The sequence below is a fragment of the Roseateles sp. GW821-FHT09H10 genome (genome assembly GCF_059415865.1).
Genome location: NZ_JBWKOB010000002.1, coordinates 1,380,324 through 1,401,293, shown reverse-complemented (window position 1 = coordinate 1,401,293; position 20,970 = coordinate 1,380,324). Strand labels below are relative to the sequence as shown.

At 68.8% G+C, this 20,970-nt stretch carries 19 protein-coding genes; 11 read left to right on the top strand and 8 right to left on the bottom strand.

The window, feature by feature from the left end:
- Positions 1-3 precede the first annotated feature (3 nt).
- From AC07OY_RS14600 to AC07OY_RS14580, 5 genes are all read right to left on the bottom strand, one after another.
- Positions 4-2,040 carry a GGDEF domain-containing protein gene (locus AC07OY_RS14600; protein WP_495043322.1) on the bottom strand — a complete coding sequence of 679 codons (2,037 nt, stop codon included), beginning with the start codon at positions 2,038-2,040 and terminating at the stop codon, positions 4-6.
- On the bottom strand, positions 2,037-4,139 hold the full coding sequence (locus AC07OY_RS14595) for a GGDEF domain-containing protein (RefSeq protein ID WP_495043321.1): 2,103 nt from the start codon (positions 4,137-4,139) through the stop codon (positions 2,037-2,039). Before AC07OY_RS14595 ends, AC07OY_RS14600 begins: the two co-directional genes overlap by 4 nt.
- Positions 4,140-4,261: 122 nt before the next feature.
- Positions 4,262-5,947 carry an ABC transporter ATP-binding protein gene (locus AC07OY_RS14590; protein WP_495043320.1) on the bottom strand — a complete coding sequence of 562 codons (1,686 nt, stop codon included), beginning with the start codon at positions 5,945-5,947 and terminating at the stop codon, positions 4,262-4,264.
- A 5-nt stretch (positions 5,948-5,952) separates the two neighbouring features.
- Positions 5,953-6,978, bottom strand: coding sequence for an ABC transporter permease (locus AC07OY_RS14585; RefSeq protein WP_495043319.1), 1,026 nt, complete (start codon positions 6,976-6,978; stop codon positions 5,953-5,955).
- Positions 6,975-7,913 (bottom strand): ABC transporter permease, encoded by a 939-nt coding sequence (locus AC07OY_RS14580; RefSeq protein ID WP_495043318.1) that lies wholly within the window; start codon positions 7,911-7,913, stop codon positions 6,975-6,977. Before AC07OY_RS14580 ends, AC07OY_RS14585 begins: the two co-directional genes overlap by 4 nt.
- A gap of 155 nt (positions 7,914-8,068) precedes the next feature.
- Here AC07OY_RS14580 and AC07OY_RS14575 point away from each other — a divergent pair, with 155 nt between their 5' ends.
- The 10 genes from AC07OY_RS14575 to AC07OY_RS14530 all read left to right on the top strand — a co-directional run bounded on the left by AC07OY_RS14575 (position 8,069) and on the right by AC07OY_RS14530 (position 18,424).
- On the top strand, positions 8,069-9,865 hold the full coding sequence (locus tag AC07OY_RS14575; protein WP_495043317.1) for an ABC transporter substrate-binding protein: 1,797 nt from the start codon (positions 8,069-8,071) through the stop codon (positions 9,863-9,865).
- Positions 9,865-11,661 (top strand): ABC transporter substrate-binding protein, encoded by a 1,797-nt coding sequence (locus AC07OY_RS14570; RefSeq protein ID WP_495043316.1) that lies wholly within the window; start codon positions 9,865-9,867, stop codon positions 11,659-11,661. Before AC07OY_RS14575 ends, AC07OY_RS14570 begins: the two co-directional genes overlap by 1 nt.
- Before the next feature lie 104 nt (positions 11,662-11,765).
- Positions 11,766-12,104, top strand: coding sequence for a PspC domain-containing protein (locus AC07OY_RS14565; protein WP_495043315.1), 339 nt, complete (start codon positions 11,766-11,768; stop codon positions 12,102-12,104).
- Positions 12,105-12,195: 91 nt separating this feature from the next.
- Positions 12,196-13,815 carry a wax ester/triacylglycerol synthase family O-acyltransferase gene (locus AC07OY_RS14560; protein ID WP_495043314.1) on the top strand — a complete coding sequence of 540 codons (1,620 nt, stop codon included), beginning with the start codon at positions 12,196-12,198 and terminating at the stop codon, positions 13,813-13,815.
- 6 nt (positions 13,816-13,821) lie between these two features.
- Positions 13,822-14,457, top strand: coding sequence for a hypothetical protein (locus tag AC07OY_RS14555; protein WP_495043313.1), 636 nt, complete (start codon positions 13,822-13,824; stop codon positions 14,455-14,457).
- Entirely contained in the window at positions 14,454-14,954 is a 501-nt protein-coding gene (locus AC07OY_RS14550) for a hypothetical protein (protein ID WP_495043312.1), read from the top strand. Before AC07OY_RS14555 ends, AC07OY_RS14550 begins: the two co-directional genes overlap by 4 nt.
- Positions 14,955-15,075: 121 nt before the next feature.
- Positions 15,076-15,900, top strand: coding sequence for an esterase/lipase family protein (locus AC07OY_RS14545; protein ID WP_495043311.1), 825 nt, complete (start codon positions 15,076-15,078; stop codon positions 15,898-15,900).
- A 47-nt stretch (positions 15,901-15,947) separates the two neighbouring features.
- Positions 15,948-16,721, top strand: a complete 774-nt coding sequence (locus tag AC07OY_RS14540; RefSeq protein ID WP_495043310.1) for a DUF4184 family protein — start codon at positions 15,948-15,950, stop codon at positions 16,719-16,721.
- 72 nt (positions 16,722-16,793) lie between these two features.
- Positions 16,794-17,390 carry an ATP-dependent Clp protease proteolytic subunit gene (locus AC07OY_RS14535; protein WP_495043309.1) on the top strand — a complete coding sequence of 199 codons (597 nt, stop codon included), beginning with the start codon at positions 16,794-16,796 and terminating at the stop codon, positions 17,388-17,390.
- A gap of 137 nt (positions 17,391-17,527) precedes the next feature.
- Positions 17,528-18,424: an alpha/beta fold hydrolase gene (locus AC07OY_RS14530; RefSeq protein WP_495043308.1), complete on the top strand. Its 897-nt coding sequence runs from the start codon at positions 17,528-17,530 to the stop codon at positions 18,422-18,424.
- Positions 18,425-18,430: 6 nt separating this feature from the next.
- Here AC07OY_RS14530 and AC07OY_RS14525 read toward each other — a convergent pair whose 3' ends face one another.
- The 3 genes from AC07OY_RS14525 to AC07OY_RS14515 form a co-directional block, all read right to left on the bottom strand.
- Entirely contained in the window at positions 18,431-18,832 is a 402-nt protein-coding gene (locus tag AC07OY_RS14525; protein WP_495043307.1) for a hypothetical protein, read from the bottom strand.
- A gap of 67 nt (positions 18,833-18,899) precedes the next feature.
- Positions 18,900-19,283, bottom strand: coding sequence for a DUF1801 domain-containing protein (locus tag AC07OY_RS14520; RefSeq protein WP_495043306.1), 384 nt, complete (start codon positions 19,281-19,283; stop codon positions 18,900-18,902).
- 9 nt (positions 19,284-19,292) lie between these two features.
- Entirely contained in the window at positions 19,293-19,715 is a 423-nt protein-coding gene (locus AC07OY_RS14515; RefSeq protein WP_495043305.1) for a copper chaperone PCu(A)C, read from the bottom strand.
- A 200-nt stretch (positions 19,716-19,915) separates the two neighbouring features.
- On the opposite strand from AC07OY_RS14515, the gene AC07OY_RS14510 reads away from it, so the two are divergent.
- Positions 19,916-20,848 carry a PEP-CTERM sorting domain-containing protein gene (locus tag AC07OY_RS14510; protein WP_495043304.1) on the top strand — a complete coding sequence of 311 codons (933 nt, stop codon included), beginning with the start codon at positions 19,916-19,918 and terminating at the stop codon, positions 20,846-20,848.
- Positions 20,849-20,970 lie beyond the last annotated feature (122 nt).

The following is a 20,970-nucleotide window of genomic DNA, read 5'->3' as shown; positions in this document are numbered from 1 at the left end:
CATTCATGGCTGGGCCGGTCCCGGCAGTTGCCTGAGCCTGACCTGGCCGTTCATGCAGGCGGCATCGAAGTCCTGCAGCATGGCGGTCAGGGTATGGCTGTCGGGCGCCTCGACGGCGCTGATGCCGACGCCGCGGTTGCGGCCCTCGGCCTTGGCCTTGTAGAGCACCATGTCGGCCCAGTTGACGGCCTGCTCCCAGTGCAGGCGCAGGCCCGCGCCGGCCGAGCCGCCGAGCGGGAAGCTGGCGAAACCCATGGAAGCGGTGACGCGCAGCGGACCCTCGGGCGTCTCGATGGGCTGGCCGCCGATGGAGCGCAGGATGCGTTCGCCCATCAGCGCGAGGTCGTCGCCGGGCAGTTCGGGCGCGAAGACGAGGAATTCCTCGCCGCCCCAGCGCACGACGAGGTCGCTGTCGCGCACGGCGGCCTTGATGCGGCGCGCCACCTCGACGATGACGGCGTCGCCGGCCGCATGGCCATGCCAGTCGTTGACGTTCTTGAAGTGATCGATGTCGATCATCATCAGCGCGCCCACAAAGCCCTCGCCCTTGGCCTCGCGGGCGGCCTGGTCCATGACGGCCAGGAAATGGCGGCGGTTGGACAGGTCGGTCAGCGGGTCACGCTCGCTCTGGGCGCGCAGCAGGCTCTGGTTGGCCGTCAGGTTGGCCTGGGCGCGGCGCATGCGCACCAGGGTCACGCCGACCAGGGCGACGGACAGCAGCAGCAGGGCCCCGACGGCGACGCCGACCTGCTGGGCGAGCTGCTGGTTGGAGATCTGCTGGTCCTTGAGCTGGCCGTCGCGGGCCAGCAGGTCCAGGTCGCGCTGCTTGGCGGCGCTGTCGTATTTGCGGCCCAGCTCCTCCAGCGCAGCGGCGCGGTTGCGCTCGTTGGCGCGGGTGTTGAGGTCGCGCTCGGCGTGCAGGGCCGCCAGGGCCTCCTTGTACTGGCCGGCTTCGGTCCAGGTTTCGGCCAGCTCGCGCAGCTCGCGGGCGCGCAGCACCAGGTCGCCCGGGTCGGAGCCGAACTCACCCACCTTGGCAAGCTCCGCGCGGGCATGTTCGAACTGGCGCAGCTTGATGTGGGCCACGGCCAAGTTGTGGTGGGTGCTGCGCTCGTAGAAGCGGTCGCCGAAGCGCTGCAGCACCGGCATGGCGCGCTGGCCGGCGGCGATGGCCTCCTTGGGCATGCCCAGATGCATGTAGGAGTCGACCAGGTTGGAGCGCAGCTGCGCGGCCAGATGCGGCGCGTCGGCCTGTTCGGCCAGCAGCAGCGCCGCCTCGACGGCACTGCGCGAGGCCGCCATGTCGCGGGCGCGGCGCTCGATGGCCGCCTCGTAGTTGCGCACGCGCGCGCCGGCGACGAGATCGCCGGCGGCCTCGGCGGCGGCGGTGCGCAGCTCGGCCCGCGCCATGTCCAGCTTGTCCTGGGACTGCAGGGACACGGCCAGCATGCCGTGGCTGAGGGCCGTCAGATGCTTGTCCTCGCCGGCCCGCGCCAGCGCCAGGGCGCGCCTGACATTGGCCTCCGAGACGGCGAAGGCACCCTGGGCGTACTGCTCGCGCTGCAGGATGCGCAGGGCCTCCCAGGCGCTGCGGAAATCGCAGCCCAGCTCGCGCACGCCACGCACCTCGTCACCAGCCGGGCAGCGCTTGTCCAGGCCCGACAGGGCCCGCGTGGCCAGGGCCGTGGCGGACTTGCCGGCGCGCTCCTGGGCCAGGGCGCGCAGCAGCCAGCTGCGGTCGACACCGTCCTCGCGGGCCATCAGCTGCACGGCGGTGGCGTCAACCGACTCGGCACGGCCGGCGTGCAGCAGCACGCGGCCGCGCGCCATCAGCCAGGCCGACTCGCGCGGCTGGCCGGGTTCGGCATGGGTGGGCCAGCGCTGGTTCAGCTCGGCCAGCATGGCCTCGGGTGCGTCGAAGGCGCGGCGCGTGATGTTGGCCAGCACGGTGTCCTCGGCCACCGGATCGGGGGCGACGACGGGCGCGGCCAGGGCGGCGGCGCCGGCCAGCATCAGCCACAACGCGACGGCGGCCTTCATGCGTTGGCCGGCCGGCTGGCGGCGTCGGGATGGAAGCCGCTGTCGGCCGCGCGGGCCGGGCCGCTGAGGGCCTGCAGGCCGACCAGGCCCTCGGCCCAGGCGGCCTCCAGGCGGGCCGTCAGCTGGGCCGCGGCCAGGGCGTCCTCCGCGTGGATGCGTTCGACGCCATAGGCCTTGTTGCGGCCATGGGCCTTGGCGAGATACATGACGGTGTCGACCAGGTCGATGGCGCGTTCCCAGGACAGGCGCAGCCCATGCGGCGGCACCGGCAGGCTGACGAAGCCGATGGAGGCGGTGACGTGGATGTCCCGGCCGTCGTGGCGCACCGGCTTGCTGCCGACGAGGTCCAGCAGACGCTGGGCCAGCTGGGGCGCGAACGCCCCCTCATGGGTGCGCGCGACGATGAGGAATTCCTCGCCGCCCCAGCGCACGATGAGGTCGTCGTCGCGCACCGCCTGGCGCAGGCGCCCGGCGATCTCGATGAGGACGACGTCGCCGGCGGCATGGCCGAAGCTGTCGTTGATGCGCTTGAAGTGGTCGATGTCGATGAGGAAGACGCTGGCCGACAGGCCGCCGCTGCTGGCCAGGCTCTTGATGGCGGCCTGGAAGTGGCGTCGGTTGGCCAGGCCGGTCAGCGGGTCGGTCTCGCTCTGGCGCTTCAGCGAGGCATTGCTGTGGGCCAGGGCCTCATTGGTGCGGCGCACGCGCCTGAAGGCCTGGTAGAGCAGGCCCAGCGACACCAGGATGCAGCCGCCCATGGCCGACCACAGCGTCAGCGCCAGGTTGCGCTGGTGGACCTGCTCGGCCTTCAAGGCGTTGTCGCGGTTGAGGAGTTCGATGTCGCGGGCGCGCTGCTCCGCGTCCTGGCGCTCCTGGGCCTCGAGCAGCAGCTTGCGGGTCTCGTCGCGCAGCACGCGCTCGTCCATGCGGCGGTGCTCGCGGTAGGCGGCGATGGCGCCGGCCAGATCGCCGGCACGCTCCAGATAACCCGCCAGTTCCTGCCAGCCGGCCGAGGCATAGGACAGGGCGCCCTGCTGCTCGTCCAGCGTGATGCCGGCGCGCACGTCGTCGCGGCCCTCGGCGATGCGGCCCATGGCGATCTTGGCCAGGCCGATGTTGGAGCGGGCCACGCTCTCGGCGCTGATGTTGCGCGTCGAGCGGGCCAGCGGCAGGGCCTGCTCGGCCAGCTCCAGCGCACGCGCCGGATGGCCCTGGCGCAGGTGGTAGTCGGCGAAGTTGGCCAGGCCCAGGGCGCGCACCGAGTCGGCACCGGCGCGCGTGGCCTGCTCCAGCGCATCGGAGTTGGCCTGCAGCGTGATGCTGGAGTCGCTGTCGTCGGCATAGACGATGCCGCGCATCGTGTAGACCTGGTTCAGCGTCATCGGATCCGGGTCCTTCTGGGCCTCGGTGAGGGCCTGGCCGATGAGCTGGCGGGCGCGCGCCGGCGTGTCGGCGCGGCTGGACGTGAAGGCCAGGTCCACCAGCGTCAGCGCAACGCGCCAGGGCTGGCCCATCTGCTCGGCCAGGCGCTGGGCGGCGTGGCCATGGTTCAGCGACAGGTCGAGCTCGCCCGAGTCGCTGGCGATGCCGGCGAGCTGGTGGTGGTAGCGCCAGCGGATGACGGGCGCGGCGGCATTGAGCTGGACGGTGTCGACGCCCAGCAAGGCCTTGCGGGCCTCGCGCAGGTCGCCATGCGAGCGCAGGTATTCGGCGCTGATGCTGGCTGCGGCGACGACGGCACCGGCGCGCTGCAGGTTGCCGGCCGGCCAGTCGCGCAGGCGCTGGGCGATCTGGTCGGTCAGGGCGCGGTCGCGCGCCAGGGCCACCAGCAGGCCGCGCAGAGCCAGCACTTCCAGTTCGGCGGCACTGCCGGGGGTGAGCTTGTCGCCGCGGGCGCGCAGCTCCTGCTCGAGCGCACCCGGCTTGGCACGGGCGGCCCGCTCGATGCGTTCCAGGTCGCGGGCCAGGCCCTCGTCCTGCACGGCCGAGGCGACGGACGGCGACGTGCCGGGGCCCTCGCCGGGCGAGCAGGCGCACAGCAGGGCCAACGCGGCCAGCGCCGCGCACAGCGTCGATCGGGAAGCCAGAGGTCGATGCATCGAGACGGTCAACGGCCTGGCAAGTGAGGCCGTGGCGCAGATTTCAGCGCGGTTCGGCGGCGCTGTCGCGGTAACCACGCCCGAGACCGTTGAAATTGCACGCAACCGTCAAAATCGCCCGGTTAGGCCGGCCGGGCGACACCGCCCTGGTAGCCGCGCGGCACGGCGCCCAGCAGCCGGCGCGTGTACTCCTCACGCGGCGCCGCGATGAGGGCCTGGGTCTGGGCCTGCTCGACGACATCGCCGTTCTGCATGACCAGCACCTCGTCGGAGATGAATTTGACGACGGCCAGGTCGTGGCTGATGAAGATGTAGCTGAGGCCGAACTCGTCCTGCAGGTCCTTCAGCAGGTTGAGCACCTGGGCCTGCACCGACACGTCCAGGGCCGACACGGCCTCGTCCAGCACCAGCACCTCGGGCTGCAGGGTCAGGCAGCGCGCGATGGCGATGCGCTGGCGCTGGCCGCCCGAGAACTCATGCGGGTACTTGGCCATGGCGCTCTCGTCCAGGCCGACCTTCTTCAGCAGGGCCACGGCGCGCGCCTCGCGCTCGGCGGTGTCCTTGCCGATGCCGTGGATCTCCATCGGCTCGCGCAGGGTCTGGGCGATGGTGAAGCGCGGGTTCAGCGAGGCATAGGGGTTCTGGAACACGACCTGGATGCGGCGGCGCATCTGCTGCCAGTCGGCACCGCTCATCTTCAGCAGGTCCTGGCCCTCGAACAGCACCTGGCCGCCGGTGGGCTCGTGCAGGCGCAAGAGCGTCAGGCCCATCGTCGTCTTGCCCGAGCCGGACTCGCCGACGACGCCCAGAGTGTGGCCCTTCTTCAGCTTGAAGTTCACGCCCTTGACGGCCTTGAACTCGCGCTTGCCGAACAGGCCGTCCTTGAGCCAGAAGCTCTTCTGCAGGCCGGTCACCTCCAGCACGACGGGCGCGCTGTCGTCCTTGGCCTTGATGTCGTTGGACGCGGTGCGGCCCGCGATGTGGTCGTCGATGACCATCAGCCGCGCCGGGTTCTCGGTCAGCGAGGGGCGGCAGGCCAGCAGGGCCTTGGTGTAGGCGTCCTGCGGGTGGTTGAAGATCTGCTCGACCGGCGCGTTCTCGCGCACCTGGCCATGGCGCATGACGACGACCTGGTCCGAGATCTCGCCGACGACGCCGAGGTCGTGGGAGATGAAGAGCAGGCTCATCTTGTGGCTCTCCTTGAGCCTGGCCATGAGCTCCATGACCTGGCGCTGGATGGTCACGTCCAGGGCGGTCGTCGGCTCGTCGGCGATGAGGAGCTTGGGCGAGCAGGCCAGGGCCACGGCGATCATGACGCGCTGCTGCTGGCCGCCCGACATCTCGTGCGGGTAGGCCGACAGGCGCCGCTTGGGCTCGGGGATGCCGACTTCGTGCAGCAGCTCCTCGGCGCGCACCAGGGCCTGGCGGCGGCTCATGCCCATGTGCTTCATCAGCGGCTCGCAGATCTGCGTGGCCACGTTGAACACCGGGTTCAGCGAGCTCATCGGGTCCTGGAAGACGCAGGCGATGTCCTTGCCGCGGATGGCCTGCAGCTCGCGCAGGCCGGTCTGCAGCAGGTCGCGGCCCTGGAACAGGATGCGGCCTTCACGCTCGGCATTGCTGGGCAGCAGGTTGAGGATGGACATGGCCGTCACGCTCTTGCCCGAGCCCGACTCGCCCACCAGGGCGACGGTGCTGTTCTCCGGCACGTCGAAGCTGACGCCCTTGACGACCGGCGGGCGCTGCATGACGCCGTCGACCTTGCCCATGCGGAAGGCGACCTTGAGATCTTGGATGCTGAGCAACATGGCGCTTACTCCAGACCGCGCAGCTTGGGATCGAGGGCATCGCGCAGCGCGTCGGTGAAGAGCGCGAAGGCGGTGACGAAGACGGCCATGAAGACCGCGACGACGGCAAGCTGCCACCAGTAGCCGAGGATGAGTTCGTTCTGCGCTTCGCCCAGCATGGTGCCCCAGGAGACCTGGTCGACGCCGACACCCAGGCCCAGATAGCTCAGGATGACCTCGCTCTTGATGAAGCTCACCACATGCAGGGACAGCTGCACCAAGGCCACGTGCGACACATTGGGCAGGATGTGCTTGAACATGCGCGACCACTGGCTGGCGCCGATGGCCTCGGCCGAGCGCACGTACTCGCGCACGCGGTGCTTCATGAACTCGGCGCGGATCAGGCGGTAGATGCCCGTCCAGCCGGTCAGGGCCAGGATGGCCACGACCGCGCCGATGCCGCGCGGGAAGATGGCCGCGAAGGCGAAGATCAGCAGGATGCTGGGGATGGCCGTGAAGACGTTGTAGACCCACTCCAGCAGGTCGCCGACCTTGCCGCCGAAGAAGCCCGACAGGGCCCCCAGCACGGTACCGATCAGCGTCGCGACGACGGCCGCCGCCAGGCCGACGACGATGGACACCTCGGCGCCCTTGATGACCTTGGCCAGCACGTCGCGGCCCAGGCGGTCGCCGCCCAGGGGCAGGGTCTCGGCCTTGGCCAGCTCCTCGGTCTTGAAGCTCTTGGCGCGCTCGGCCCACTCGGCATAGCGCGGTGCCAGCGGATCGATGTCGGACAGGTCGACATTCGGTCCCTTGGGCGCCACGATGGTGCCGGTGTCCTCGGCCGGCTGCGGGCCCAGCAGCGTCGGCGGCGCATTGGGCACGCCGATCTCGGACTGCCAGCCCGCGGCGACCAGGTTGGTGGCGGCCAGCAGCACCAGGATGAGGAAGGCGCCGACGATCCACATCGACACGACGCCGACGCGGTCGGTCCTGAGCCGGCGCCAGGAAGCGGCCCAGACGCCGCCGGAGGAGTTGGAAACCGTGCTCATTTGAGAACCACGCGCGGGTCGACGAGCTTGTAGAGCAGGTCCACCAGAAGGTTGACGGTCATCGTCAGCGCCGCGAGATAGATCGCGAAGGCCTGGATGACGGGATAGTCGCCGCGGTTGACGGCCAGCAGCAGCTCGCGGCCGAGGCCGGGGATGGAGAAGAAGACCTCGATGAGGAAGCTGCCCACCAGCACGCCGGGCAGCAGCACCGACACATTGGTCAGGATGGGGATCATGGCGTTGCGCAGCACATGCTTGAGCAGCACGGTGCCCTCGGTCATGCCCTTGGCGCGCGCGGTGCGCACATAGTCGTGGCCGATCTCGTCCAGGAAGAAGCTGCGGTACAGGCGGATCTGCGGCGCCATCGCGACGCAGACGGCCACCAGGATGGGCAGGGGCGCGTAGGTCGTCAGATTGGTCCAATGGCTGCCCGTCCAGCCCTGCACCGGGAACCAGCCCAGGCGGAAGGCGAACACATACTGGGCCAGGATGACGTAGACCAGCAGCGAGATGGACACGGCCACCGTCGTGCTGATCATCACGGCGCGGTCGGTCAGGCTGCCGCGCACCGTGGCCACGGCCAGGGCGAAGGGGATGGCCAGCATGACCTCGAGGATGAGGATGGGCACCGTCACCGTCAGCGTCGCCGGCAGGCGGGTGGCGAACAGATTGGCCACCGACTCGCGCGTGGCCCAGCTCAGGCCCCAGTCGAAGGTGACGATCTGCTTGATGAAGATCAGCAGCTGCTCCCAGACCGGCTTGTTCAGGCCGAGCTGGTCGCGGATGGCCTCGATCTGCTCGGGGCTGGCATTCATGCCGCCGAGGATGATGGCCGGGTCGCTGCCGAAATACTTGAAGAGGAAGAACACCAGCAGCACGACACCGAGCAAGGTCGGGATCATCTGCCACAGGCGTCGGACGAGATAGGCCGCCATTCAGGACTCCAGCGGGGCTCCAAAAACCATAAACCCCGCCGTGACAAGCGGGGTTACACGAGAAAACGGGCCGGAGTCTATGCGAGCTGACTTCCGGTTTGGCCTGACGGTTTCACTAGACTCCGCGGTTTTCAAGAGCCTGACAACGCGCTGTGATGAAGTTACCTGCCCTGCTGACCGGTCTGCTGCTGGCCTGCACCCTCCATGCGGCCCACGCCCAGGAGAAGGTCCTCCGCCAGGCCTTCAAGGTCGCCGAGACCGGCTTCGACCCGGCCCAGATCACCGATCTCTACTCCAAGGCCATCGTCGCCGGCATCCTCGATTCGCCGCTGGAATACGACTTCGGCGCCCGCCCCTTCAAGCTGCGGCCCGCCACGCTGTCGGAGATGCCGGAGATCAGCGCCGACTTCAAGACCATCACGATGAAGGTCAAGCCGGGCATCTATTTCTCCGACGACCCGGCCTTCCAGGGCAAGAAGCGCGAGCTGACGGCCGAGGACTATGTCTACAGCATCAAGCGCCACTACGACCCGCGCTGGAAGAGCGGCAACCTCTACCTGCTGGAGAACGTCAAGATCGTCGGCCTGTCGGAGCTGCGCACCGAGCTGATGAAGGCCAAGAAGCCCTTCGACTACGACCGCGTCGTCGAGGGCCTGAAGACGCTGGACCGCTACACCTTCCAGATCAAGCTGGGCGTGGCCGACCCGCGCTTCGTCTACCAGTTCAGCGATGCCGGCTTCCTGGGCGCCGTGGCGCGCGAGGTGGTCGAGTTCTATGGCGAGAAGATCATGGAGCACCCCGTCGGCACCAATGCCTGGCGGCTGGGCGAGTGGCGGCGCAACTCGCGCATCGTGCTCGAGAAGAACCCCAACTTCCGCGACGTGCGCTACGCCGAGACCGCCCCGCCGGGCTCGGACGCGCGGCTGCAGGCCGAGGTCGCCGCGCTGCAGGGCAAGAAGCTGCCGCTGGTGGACCGCGTCATCGTCGACATCATCGAGGAGAGCCAGCCGCGCTGGCTGTCCTTCCTGCGCGGCGAGGCCGACATGATCGAGGAGGTGCCCATCGACTTCGCCGGCATCGCCATCCCCGGCAACAAGCTGGCGCCCAACCTGGCCAAGCAGGGCATCTCGATGACGCGCTACCCGCGCTCCGACATCTCGCTGAGCTACTTCAACATGGAGGACCCGGTCATCGGCGGCTACACGCCGGAGAAGATCGCGCTGCGCCGCGCCATCAACCTGGCCGTCGACCTGGACAAGGAGATCCGCCTCGTGCGCCGCGGCCAGGCCCTGAAGAGCCAGAGCCCCGTGCCCACCGTCGCCTTCGGCTACGACCCGGCCTTCAAGTCCGAGATGACCGAGTACAACCTGCCCAAGGCCAAGGCCCTGCTGGACATGTACGGGTACAAGGATGTCGACGGCGACGGCTACCGCGAGCTGCCCGACGGCAAGCCCCTCGTCATCGAGTATTCGACGCTGGCCGACGGCGAGCGCCGCCAGCTGGCCGAGCAGTGGAAGAAGAACATGGATGCCCTGGGCATCAACATGGTCTTCAAGATCGGCAAGTTCCCCGAGCAGCTCAAGGCCGCCAACGCCGGCAAGCTGCAGATGTGGGGCGTGGGCTGGGTGGGCACGACGCCGGACGGCGACACCTTCCTCGCGCTGGGCTCGAGCGCCGCCAAGGGCAAGGCCAACAAGGCCCGCTTCGACCTGCCGGCCTTCGAGGCCCTGTACGAGAAGCAGAAGGCCCTGCCCGACAGCCCCGAGCGCGCCGCGCTGATGCTGGAGGCCCAGCGCCTGCTGATCGCCTATGCGCCCTACAAGTTCCATGTCCACCGCATCTGGACCGACATGGCCCACCCCTGGGTGCACGGCTACAGCCGCAACATCTTCGTGCGCGACTACTGGAAGTACGTCGACATCGACCCCGCCGCCAAGCCCAAGGCCAAGTGATGAAACAACTGCTCGCCGCGCTGGCCGTCTGCGCAGCGGCGCTCGCGCCGGCTCAGGCCGCCGAGCCCGTCAAGACGCTGCGCTATGCCTTCCGCATCGCCGAGACCGGCTTCGACCCGGCGCGCATCTCCGACATCTACTCGCGCACCGTCACCGCCCACATCTTCGAGACGCTCTACGCCTTCGACCCGCTGGCCCGGCCGACCCGGCTGATGCCGCTGCTGGCCGCCGGCGAGCCCGAGGTCAGCGCCGACTTCAAGACCTTCACGATGAAGATCCGGCCTGGCATCTACTTCGCCGACGACCCGGCCTTCAAGGGCAAGAAGCGCGAGGTCACGGCGGCCGACTTCGTCTACAGCATCAAGCGCTTCGCCGACCCCGCCACCAACGCCCAGGCCTGGGTGGCCTACGAGGAGAACGGCCTGGTCGGCCTGAACGAGCTGCGCGAGAAGGTCATCAAGGCCAAGAAGCCCTTCCCCTACGACACCGAGATCGAGGGCGTGCGGGCGCTGGACCGCTACACCCTGCAGGTCAAGACCATCGACCCGCGCCCCCGCCTCATCGAATCCATCTTCGCCGGCAACGACATCTACGGCGTCGTCGCCCGCGAGGTCGTCGAGTTCTACGGCGACAAGATCATGGAGCATCCGGTCGGCACCGGCCCCTTCCTGCTGAAGGAGTGGCGGCGCAGCTCGCAGATGGTGTTCGAGCGCAATCCGGCCTACCGCGAACGCGTCTACGAATCCCAGCCGGCCGCCGACGACAAGGAGGCCCAGGCCATCCTCGCCAAGTTCAAGGGCCGGCGCATTCCGATGGTGGACCGCGTCGTCGTCGATGTCATCGTCGAGAACCAGCCGCGCTGGCTGTCCTTCCTGAACAACGAGCACGATTTCATCGAGCGCGTGCCCGAGGAGTTCATCACCCAGGCCGCCCCCGGCGGCAAGATCGCACCCAACCTGGCCAAGCGCGGCATGCAGGCCGTGTTCACGCTCGCGCCCGACATGACGCTGACCTGCTTCAACCTCGAGGACCCGGTCATCGGCGGGCTGACGCCCGACAAGGTCGCGCTGCGCCGCGCCATCTCGCTGGCCTACGACGTGCGCAAGGAGATCAAGGTCGCGCGCCGCGGCCAGGGCGTGCCGGCCCAGTCGCCCATCGTGCCCAACACCAGCGGCTACGACCCCGCCTTCAAGAGCGAGATGAGCGACTACGACCCGGCGCGCGCCATGGCCCTGCTCGACATGTATGGCTATGTCGACAAGGACGGCGACGGCTGGCGCGACCTGCCCGACGGCAAGCCCCTCGTCATCACGCGCAACACCGAGCCCAACTCGCTGAGCCTGGCCATCGACCAGCTGTGGGAGAAGGCCATGCGCGCCGTCGGCATCAAGCTCAAGACCAAGATCCAGCAATGGCCCGAGAACCTGAAGGCCGCCCAGGCCGCCAACTACCAGATGTGGCCGGTGGGCTCGACGGCGGCCTCATCGGACGGCCAGGAGGCCCTTCAGCGCTTCTACGGCCCGGCCTCGGGCACGCAGAACCTGCCGCGCTTCAAGGATGCGCGCTTCGACGCCCTGTACGACCGCATGCAGGGCATGCCCGACGGCCCCGAGCGCGAGGCCCTGTTCCGGGAAGCCAAGCGCATCGCCGTGACCTATATGGCCTACAAGGTCCACGCCCACCGCATCCTGACCGACATCGAGCAGCCCTGGATGAGCGGCTTCCGCCGCCCGCTGTTCTGGCAGGACTTCTGGCAGTTCGTCGACGTCGATCCCGCCAAGCAGCCCGTCCATTGAAATCGGCGCCCGCGTCCCACGAAAACGACCGACTGTCGCAAGGCCCTGGCCCGCACGCACAGGGCCGCTAGGCTTCGTCTCATCAACACCGCAAGGAGTCCCAGATGAACGACGCCGAAGAACTCAACAAGCTGGCCGACCTGCATGCCCGTGGCGTGCTCAACGACGAAGAGTTCGCCCGCGCCAAGGCCCGCGTGCTGAGCGGCCAGGCCGCCCCCGGCGTCGGCGCCGGCAGCGCAGCCGCCAGCCCCAATGTCGGCGCCGTCAACGGCCTGCGCCGCGCCCGCCTGGACCGCTGGCTGGGCGGCGTCTGCGGCGGCATCGCCAAGGTCACCGGCCTGGACTCCTGGGTCTGGCGCCTGATCTTCACGGTGCTCTTCCTGGCCTTCGGCAGCGGCATCCTGCTCTACATCCTGCTGTGGATCTTCGTTCCTGAAGAGTGACGCGAAGGGCGGCCCGGCCAGGGTCGCCCCCGAGACGCCCGGGGCCGGGAGCGCGGGTATGCTGGGCCGACAACGCCCAGGAGACGCCCCGATGAAACAGCTCGCCGGCCTCGACGCCAGCTTCCTCTACCTGGAAACGCCGCAGATGCCGATGCATGTCGGCGCCCTGCATCTGCTGGAACTGCCGGTCGGCTACGACGGCGACTTCATCGAAGACCTGCGCGAGCACATGCGCGCCCGCATGCCGCTGCTGCCGGCCCTGCGCCGCCGCCTCGTCGCCATGCCGCTGGGCCTGTCCAACCCGGGCTGGGTGGACGCCGAACCCGATCTCGAAGAACACATCGTCGAGATCGCCCTGCCCGCGGGCAGCGGCATGGCCGAGCTGGAAGCCCAGGTCGGCGCCCTGCACCCCGTGCTGCTGGACCGCGGCCTGCCGCTGTGGAAGTTCCACGTCTTCACCGGCCTGGAGCCCGGCCCCGACGGCGAGCAGCATGTGGCCCTCTACACCCAGCTCCACCACGCCGCCGTGGACGGCCAGGCCGCCGTCGCCCTGGCCCAGGTCATCCTCGACCTCAGCCCCGAGCCGCGCCCCATCGACGCCATCGCTGCGCGCGGCAAGAAGCGCGGCCAGCTCGGCACCGTCGGCATGCTGCGCGCCGCCGTCTCCCAGCAGTGGAAGCAGACCGTCAAGCTGGCCCGCTCCCTGCCCAGCGCCGCCAACATCCTCGGCAACATGGCCATGGGCTATGCCGGCGGCGCCGCGGCCGGCGCCTCCATCGACAAGCTGCGCAGCCTGCTGTCCAGCGTCGCTTCGCAGACGACGGCCGTCGTGCGCGGCAAGCAGGCGGTTTCCAGCCTGGGCCCGGCACCGCGCACCCGCTTCAACGTCAGCCTGTCCGACTCGCGCGCCTTCTCGGGCGTGACCCTGGCCCTGGCCGAGCTGCACCGCACCCGCAAGCGCCATCACGCCAGCGTCAACGACGCCGTCCTCTTCGTCATCGGCGGCGCGCTGCGCCGCTTCCTGACCAAGCACGGCCCGTTGCCGCGCAAGAGCCTGATCGCCGCAGTGCCCGTGTCCACGCGCGCCGCTGGCGACACCACGTCCAACAACCAGGCCACCATGACCTTCATGAGCCTGGGCACCCACCTTAGCGACCCGGCCGAGCGCCTGGCCCATGTGATGGCCTCCAGCAAGGCCATGAAGGCGCAGATGAGCCAGCTCAAGAGCCTGATGCCGACGGACTTCCCGTCGCTGGGCATCCCCTGGCTGATGCAGGCCGGCGCCATGCTCTACGGCCGCGCCAAGGTGGCCGAGAAGCTGCCGGTGGTGGCCAACGTCGTCATCTCCAATGTGCCGGGGCCGCAACTGCCGCTGTATCTCGCCGGCGCCAAGATGCTGACCAACTACCCCACGTCCATCGCCGTTCACGGCCTGGCCTTGAACGTGACGGTGCAGACCTACAACCAGTCCCTGGACATCGGCCTGATGGCCTGCGGCGAAGCCATGCCCGAGACGGCCGAGTTCGCGGCCTATGTCGAGGCCGCCTTCATGGAGTTCCAGGCGCTGCCGGTGGCCGAGGTCGTGGAGCCTGAGCCGGTTCCGGTGGTGAAGAAGGCCGTCGCGAAAAAGGCGCCGGCCAAGAAGGTGGCGGCCAAGAAGACCGTGGCGAAGAAGGCGCCAGCCAAACGGCGCGTGGCCAAGGCGGCTTGATAGCCGGTGGACGCTTCACCCTGGGATCTGCTGCTGTGGGGCCTGGTCTTGCTGGCCGGCATAGGCTTGATCTGGCAGGTCGCCAACGACGACGGCCACACGCCATCCAAGCGAGAGCAGGCGTTGCAGGAGCGCCTGGCAAGCTATCCCGCCAGCGCCCGCGCAGTCATCCTGCGGGGTCAGCCCACATCGGGTTCATGGTGGCCGCCGTTGCGAAACGCTGCGTTGACGCTCGGCGTTCTCTATAGCCTGTCCTACGTCATGGAACACGGTCTCCTGTTCCTGTGCAGTCGCGTGGGAGTGGCCGAAACCTTGCGCTGGACCTTGGTGTTCATCTTCCCCGGCGTGCCCATTTTCACCTTGCTGCCCGCCCTGTGGATGGCCCGTCGCTTCCTCCAGATCCTGCGCGGCGGCTATGCCCCGCCGCTGGACTCGGCGCCAGCCCAGGACACCATTGCCGTCGCGGGTTGGCGCGCCCAGCTCAGGGGCATCGGTGGCCTGGCACTGCTGACGGCGTCCGTGTGTTGGATCGGCTATCTGGCCTTTGATGCACGCCAGGCCTTCGGAACCTCCCAGAAGCGCGCGCAAATGACGGTCGAGTGTCCGACCCGCTATTCGTCCGAAGGCGGATTCACTCGATGAACGAGCCCGCCCTCCACTGCCAAGGCTGTGGCGCGTCTTTGGCATCTCCCGATGCCGTCTGCGCGCATTGCGAAGCCGAACTGACGGCGGAAGCGCCCCGCGCGCCGGGCAAATACATCTGCCCGCATTGCCACGAACGCTTCGCCGCACCAGCGCAGGTGTTGTGGCCTCCCAAGGTGCCCTGGTGGCGGCCGACAACGGTCCGCCAGCAGTGTCCGCATTGCGACGGGTCTGTGCGCGACCGCCGCGACCTCCCCTTCTTGGGCTGGCTGGGCATGGCGGCTCTGGGCCTGGGCGTCTACCTGCAGGAGGTCGTGCGCTCGCAGCGGCTCTTCATGCGGGCCTATCTGCTGATGATGGTGGCCGCCCTCGCGTGGCTGGCATGGGCTGAATGGAAGGGCTCGAGCGACCCGCACCGCTTCGTGGCCGGCACCCGCAGGCTCTGGCTTCGCCAGCCCAAAGACCTGTCAGCATCGCGCCCCCATCGGCCCGAATAGCGCTCCAGTCGAGTCACCAACGCGACACGCCATCCCCCGGGCAAGCACGCCCCGGAAACCAGCGACAGCTGGCTAACATGGGCTCTGCTTTGTCCTGCTCCGATCCGCCTTGTTTTCCAGCATGTCCGCCCCCCGCTCGCCACGCTTCACGCGCTGGAACCAGAACCCCACCAACGCGCATCCCGACTGGTCCGACCTGCGTGCACCCAATGCCTGGCTGCTGATGCTGGAAGGCCGCGCACCCTGGGAGTACGCGGCCCTGCTGGCCACCATGCCGTGGATGAAGAAGCTGCCGCACGGCGACGGCCATCCGGTCTTGGTCTTTCCGGGCCTGGGCGCGCATGACTTCACCACCGCGCCGCTGCGCGCCATGCTGGAGTCGCTGGGCTATGCCACCCAGGGCTGGGGCCAGGGCTTCAACTTCGGCCCGCGCGCCGGCGTGCTGGACCAGATCAAGGCCGACCTCGTCGAGCTGCACCGCCGCCACGGCCGCAAGGTCAGCCTGCTGGGCTGGAGCCTGGGCGGCATCTATGCCCGCGAGCTGGCCAAGGAATGCCCCGAGCTGACGCGCTGCGTCATCACCCTGGGCACGCCCTTCACCGGCCATCCGCGCGCCACCAATGCCTGGCGCTTCTTCGAGATGGTCAGCGGCCATGCCTCCAACGACCCCGAGCTGCTGGAGGCCATCCGCCAGGCCCCGCCGGTGCCGACGACCTCCATCTACTCCAAGACCGACGGCGTCGTCGCCTGGCGCTGCAGCGTCAACGAGCCTTCGCCGCTGACCGAGAACATCGAGGTCCAGGCCAGCCACATCGGCCTGGGCGTCAACCCCATCGCGCTGTATGCGCTGGCCGACCGCCTGGCCCAGCCCGATGGCGAATGGAAGCCCTTCGAGCCCAAGGGGGCACGGCGCTGGTTCTACAGGACACCGGTCAAGCCGGAGTGAGCCGGCTGAGCCTCTCCTGCGATCTCGCGCCCTAGGCGCCCACCCCCTTGCCCTGGACATTTGCCCACCCCGCGGCGGTGCTGCCGCTGCGCCGGCTCTGCCCGCGCTGGCTGTCCCTCCCGGCCCTGGTGCTCGGGTCGCTGATGCCCGATCTGGGCTATTACGGCGGGCAGCTCGAGATGTCGTCGTTCAGCCATACGCCGCTGGGCATCGTCGTTTGCTGCCTGCCCCTGGGCCTGTTGCTGCTCGCGCTGCTGACGCGTTTCCTGCGGCCGCTGACGGTGCTGCTGCCCACGCCGCATCGGCAGCTCTCGCGCGCGGCGTTTCAAAGCACCGGGCGCAGCGGCCGGGTCGAGTTCATGATCGCCGCCCTGTCCCTGCTGATCGGCGCCGCCAGCCATGTGCTGTGGGATTCCTTCACCCATGCGAACCGCTGGGGCGTGGCGCTGATTCCCCTGCTTGACCTGCAGCTCTTCGCTGCGGGCGACCGGCAGATTCGCGTTTTCAACCTGCTGCAGCACCTGAGCACGGCCCTGGGCCTGGCAGCCATGGCTTGGGTCTACCGGGGCAGCATCCGATCGCGGCCCATGCCGGCGGTGTCGTCGCCCGACAGCGAAGTGCTGCGCAAGCGGCTGCTCCTCGCCGGTCTCGCGCTGTCCGTCCTCGTGGGCGTGCTGGTTGCATTCGCCCTGGCGACACCCTCCCAGCCCGCCGCCACATCGCGCTTCGTCGTGCGCACGGTCGTCTGGACCACGGCCTGCTTCGCCCTTTTATTCCTGGCCGCCAGCCTCATCTGGTGGCGAAGGCGGCGCGACGCCTGACCGCACCCTGCACCTCGCGCGACCTCCCCCGCCTCACTCGCGGTAAGGTATCGCCTTCAACCGGATATGCCCATGCACCACCACACCCTCGCCGCCGACGACAAGGCCGCCAAGAAAGACGCCCCCGAGAAGATGGAAGAGCAGCTGCTCTTCAAGGGCCGCTACGTGATGATCTTTGGCGAGATCGACGACAAGATGGCCCATGCCACCTGCCGCCGCCTGCTGGCCCTGTCGCAGGAGTCGGACGCCCCCATCACGCTGCTGATCTCCTCGCCCGGCGGCCATGTGGAGAGCGGCGACGCCATCCACGACATGATCCGTTTCGTGCGCGCCCCGGTCACGACCGTGGGCACGGGCTGGGTCGCCAGCGCCGGCACCCACATCTACCTGGCCGTGCCCAAGGAGCGCCGCGTCGCCCTGCCCAACACGCGCTTCATGATCCACCAGCCGGCCGGCGGCGCCGGCGGCCAGGCCAGCGACATCGCCATCCAGGCCAAGGAAATCCTGCGCACCCGCGAGCGCATCGCCGCCGTCATCGCCCGCGAAACCGGCCAGCCGCTGGAGCGCGTGCGCATCGACATCGAGCGCGACTTCTGGATGGGCACCGAGGAGGCCATCGCCTACGGCCTGGTCTCGCGCGTCATCGAGCGCCAGGTCGACCTGGGATGAGACCACCCCCTACTCGCTTCGCGAGCCCCCTCAAGGGGGCGCTGCCAGTGGCCCGGCAAAGCCGGGTCCACGGCAGCCGCGCCAAGGACGGCGGCGCTGCGCGCGCCTCGGAAATGCCCGCTGGCTGCTGAATCAAGATGCAGGTATCAGCCAACGGCGTCCGCATCGAGGTCGACATCCACGGGCCCGCCGACGGCGAGCCCCTGCTGATGATCATGGGCCTGGGCATGCAGCTCATCGCCTGGCCCGAGGGCCTGGTGGAGCAGCTGGTGGCCAAGGGCTTTCGCGTCATCCGCTTCGACAACCGCGATGTCGGCCTGTCGCAGTCCTTCGACGAGCTCGGCCCGGCCAACATCCCGCTGGCGGCCCTGCTGCACACGCTGCGCCTGCCGGTCAAGGCGCCTTACCAGCTCAGCGACCTGGCGCGCGACGCCGTCGGCGTGCTGGACGCCTTGGGCATCGCCCGGGCCCATGTCTGCGGTGCGTCGATGGGCGGCATGATTGCCCAGCACCTGGGTTTCTCGCACGCGCAGCGGCTGAAGAGCCTGACGCTGATGATGACGACCAGCGGCCACCGCGACGTACCCAAGGAAAGCCTGCGCGTGCGCGGCGCCCTGCTGTCGCGCCCCAAGCCGGCGGCCACGCCCGAGCAGAAGTTCGAGAACATCCTCGACCATTACGTCCGCCTCTACGGCGTCATCGGCAGCCCCGGCTACCCGCCCGAGCCCCAAGCCCTGCGCGAGCGCCTAGCGCGCGGCGTGAAGCGCGCCTTCCGGCCCCAGGCCGTCGCCCGCCAGATGGTGGCCATCGCCGCCGATGCGCACCGCGCCGAGAGGGTGTCGCGCATCACGGCGCCCACCCTCGTCATCCACGGCCAGGACGATGCGCTGATCCCGGTCGCCGCCGCGCATGACCTCGCCAAGCGCATTCCCGATGCGCGGCTGGAGACCATCGCCGGCTGGGGTCACGACCTGCCCGAGGCCTTGTGGCCGCGGCTGGCCGCCGAGATCGCGGTCAATGCGGCCCGGGTCTGACGGCCCTCAGCCCGCAGCGCCGAGCTGCTCGACCGCTTCGTAGGCCCTGACCGCTGTATCGGCCTCGGCGATGCGGCCGCTGTTCGCCTCCGCCTTCGCCTGCTTCTCGGCCGCCAGCCTGGCCTCGTAGGCCGTCTCTTCCAGCGGCGAGACCTCGCCGTCCTCGTTGGTATCGGCCGGCTCGTAGGTCCGGCCGACGCTGGTGGTCGCGCTGGCGCCACGGTCACCCGACACGGGCGTCTGGGCGGCCGCTTCGGCCCTTTGCGCGCCCTCGGTGGAGATGCTGACGACGACGGCTTGCAGATCGCGCCTGTCGCCGCCGTCCGGCTTGCGGACGACCGGCTCGGCCTCGGGCCGCACGCTGGACACCGCGACGGCCGGGGCTGGGGTGGTGACTGCGGTGACCATGGGCGACTCCAGGGTGGTCCAGGATTCTCGGCCGCCAGAGCCGGGCTGAACCGGCTTTACGTCGGCTTCACGACGAGTGTTGAGGGTTGCCGAGCTCGGTATTCAGCGCCACGGCTGCCTTCACCAGGGCGAGCGCAGTATCGCGCTCGAAAGGCGTGTCCTCGCGCAGCTCCAGCGTGCGCAGCTCGAACTTGCCGCCGCCGCGCATGCGCGGCTCCAGATGCAGCAGGCGCTTGCCGCGCCAGAAGCCGAACAGCACGCGGCTGGGCTCGGCGCGGATCAGCAGCACGGGGCCATTGCTGAAGTAGACGAGATGGCCCCACTTCAGCCGCTCTTCCAGGCCCGGCGCGGCCTCCAGCACGGCGGCGCGCAAGGCCACCACCCGGGCCTGCTGCCAGCCGCTCAGCGCGGCGACATAGCTCTCGGGATCGGTGGCGTCAACGCGGTACATGGCGGTGCATCAGCGCGCCAGCGCCTTGATCTCGACCGTCGTGCGCTGCCTGTCCTCGCCCTCCACGGTCAGCGTCAGCGGCACGGTCTCGCCGGCCTTGATCTGACCCTTCAGGCCCATCAGCATGACGTGATAGCTGCCCGGCTTCAGCGCCACGGCCTGGCCCGCGGGCAGAGGCAGCGCGTCGACGGCACGCATCTTCATGACGCCGTCGTCCATCTTCATCTCGTGGATCTCGACCATGGCCGCCACCGGCGAGCTGGCCGCGACCACCTTGGCCGGCTTAGCCGAGGTCAGCTGCATGAAGGCGCCGGTGGCCTTCTGCGGCGCCACGGTGGCGCGCACCCAGGGGTCGTCGACCTTGACGGCGAGACTCTGGGCCTGGGCGGCCAGGGCGGTGAACAGGGCGGAAGCGATCAGCAGACGGCGCATGGCGGGTGACTTCAACGACAAGGAAGCCCGCATTGTGCGCAGTCCCGTCAGCCCTTGCACGAGGCCTTGAGGGCGCCCCAGCGCCCGGTGGCTCGCGACCTCTTGCCAGCCCCTCAGTCGGGGGATTTCATGCCCAGCCCCACCCGGAGGACTGATGCATCATCGCGCCCGTTCGCCAAACCAATAGTTCAGGGAGAGATATGCGTTCGATCTATCGACTCGCGGCGTCAGCTGCGTTGATGGCCGTCAGTTGGGCAGCGGGAGCGGTTTCACTGGTTCCCGGAGATCTCTACTCGACCAACTACTTCTCGCGCACGATCCAGCACCATGACTCCAGCGGCCAGTTGCTGGAATCGGAAACATTGCCAAGCAGCTATGGCTGGGATCTGAGAGGTTTGGCATTCGGCCCGCAGGGCTGGCTCTACACGGTCGCTTCAACGCCGCAATTCGGGCTGGCCGTCTATGCGTTCGATGGCAATGGCGCGTTGCGTGAGACCTACGGCAGCAACACCTATGTCTATGGCAATCTCTCCTACGGCAAGATTGCCTTCGGCAAGGAGGGCCGGTTCTATGTGGCGGCACAGGACGAGCTGTTGTCGTTCACACCCGGCGTCGCCACGCCGACCGTGGTCTACACCAACAATCAGGTCTTCGATGTCGAAGTCCTGCCTTCCGGCAACCTGCTGGTCCTCTCCGAGTACGACCTCGACGAGATCACGCCGCAGGGCCAGTTGGTGCGTTCGATCAACCCCCATCCGGAATGGTTCAGCGGCGCTCGCGGCGTCGAGTACGACCCCGTCTCGCACGACATCTTCGTCAGCATGCTGGGCCACACCGACAACTTCTTTGCGCTGATGCGCCTGGACGGCCAGACGGGACAGGTCAAGGCCAGCACCAATCTGCTGTATGCCGACGACCTGCTGCTGACGCATGACGGCCGGCTGATCGTTGGCAGCAGGGAACTTGCCCCCGCCATCTTCGACCTGAACCTCAATCCCATCGGGACGTTCACGGGTGGCCAGCAGATGTTCGTGGCACAGATGCCCGTGCCCGAGCCGGCCGCCGCAGCGCTGCTGCTGCTCGGCCTTCCGTTGCTGGCCTGGCGGCGCCGCCAGACCATGCGCGCACACTGACTTCAACACTGAAGCAAGGCGGCCCAAGCGGGCCGCTTTTTTTTGCCCTGGCGGCACGGGCATTCCATGCCATCTTGACACCTTCTGTCCACGTGTACTATCGTACTGATACACATAGGCAG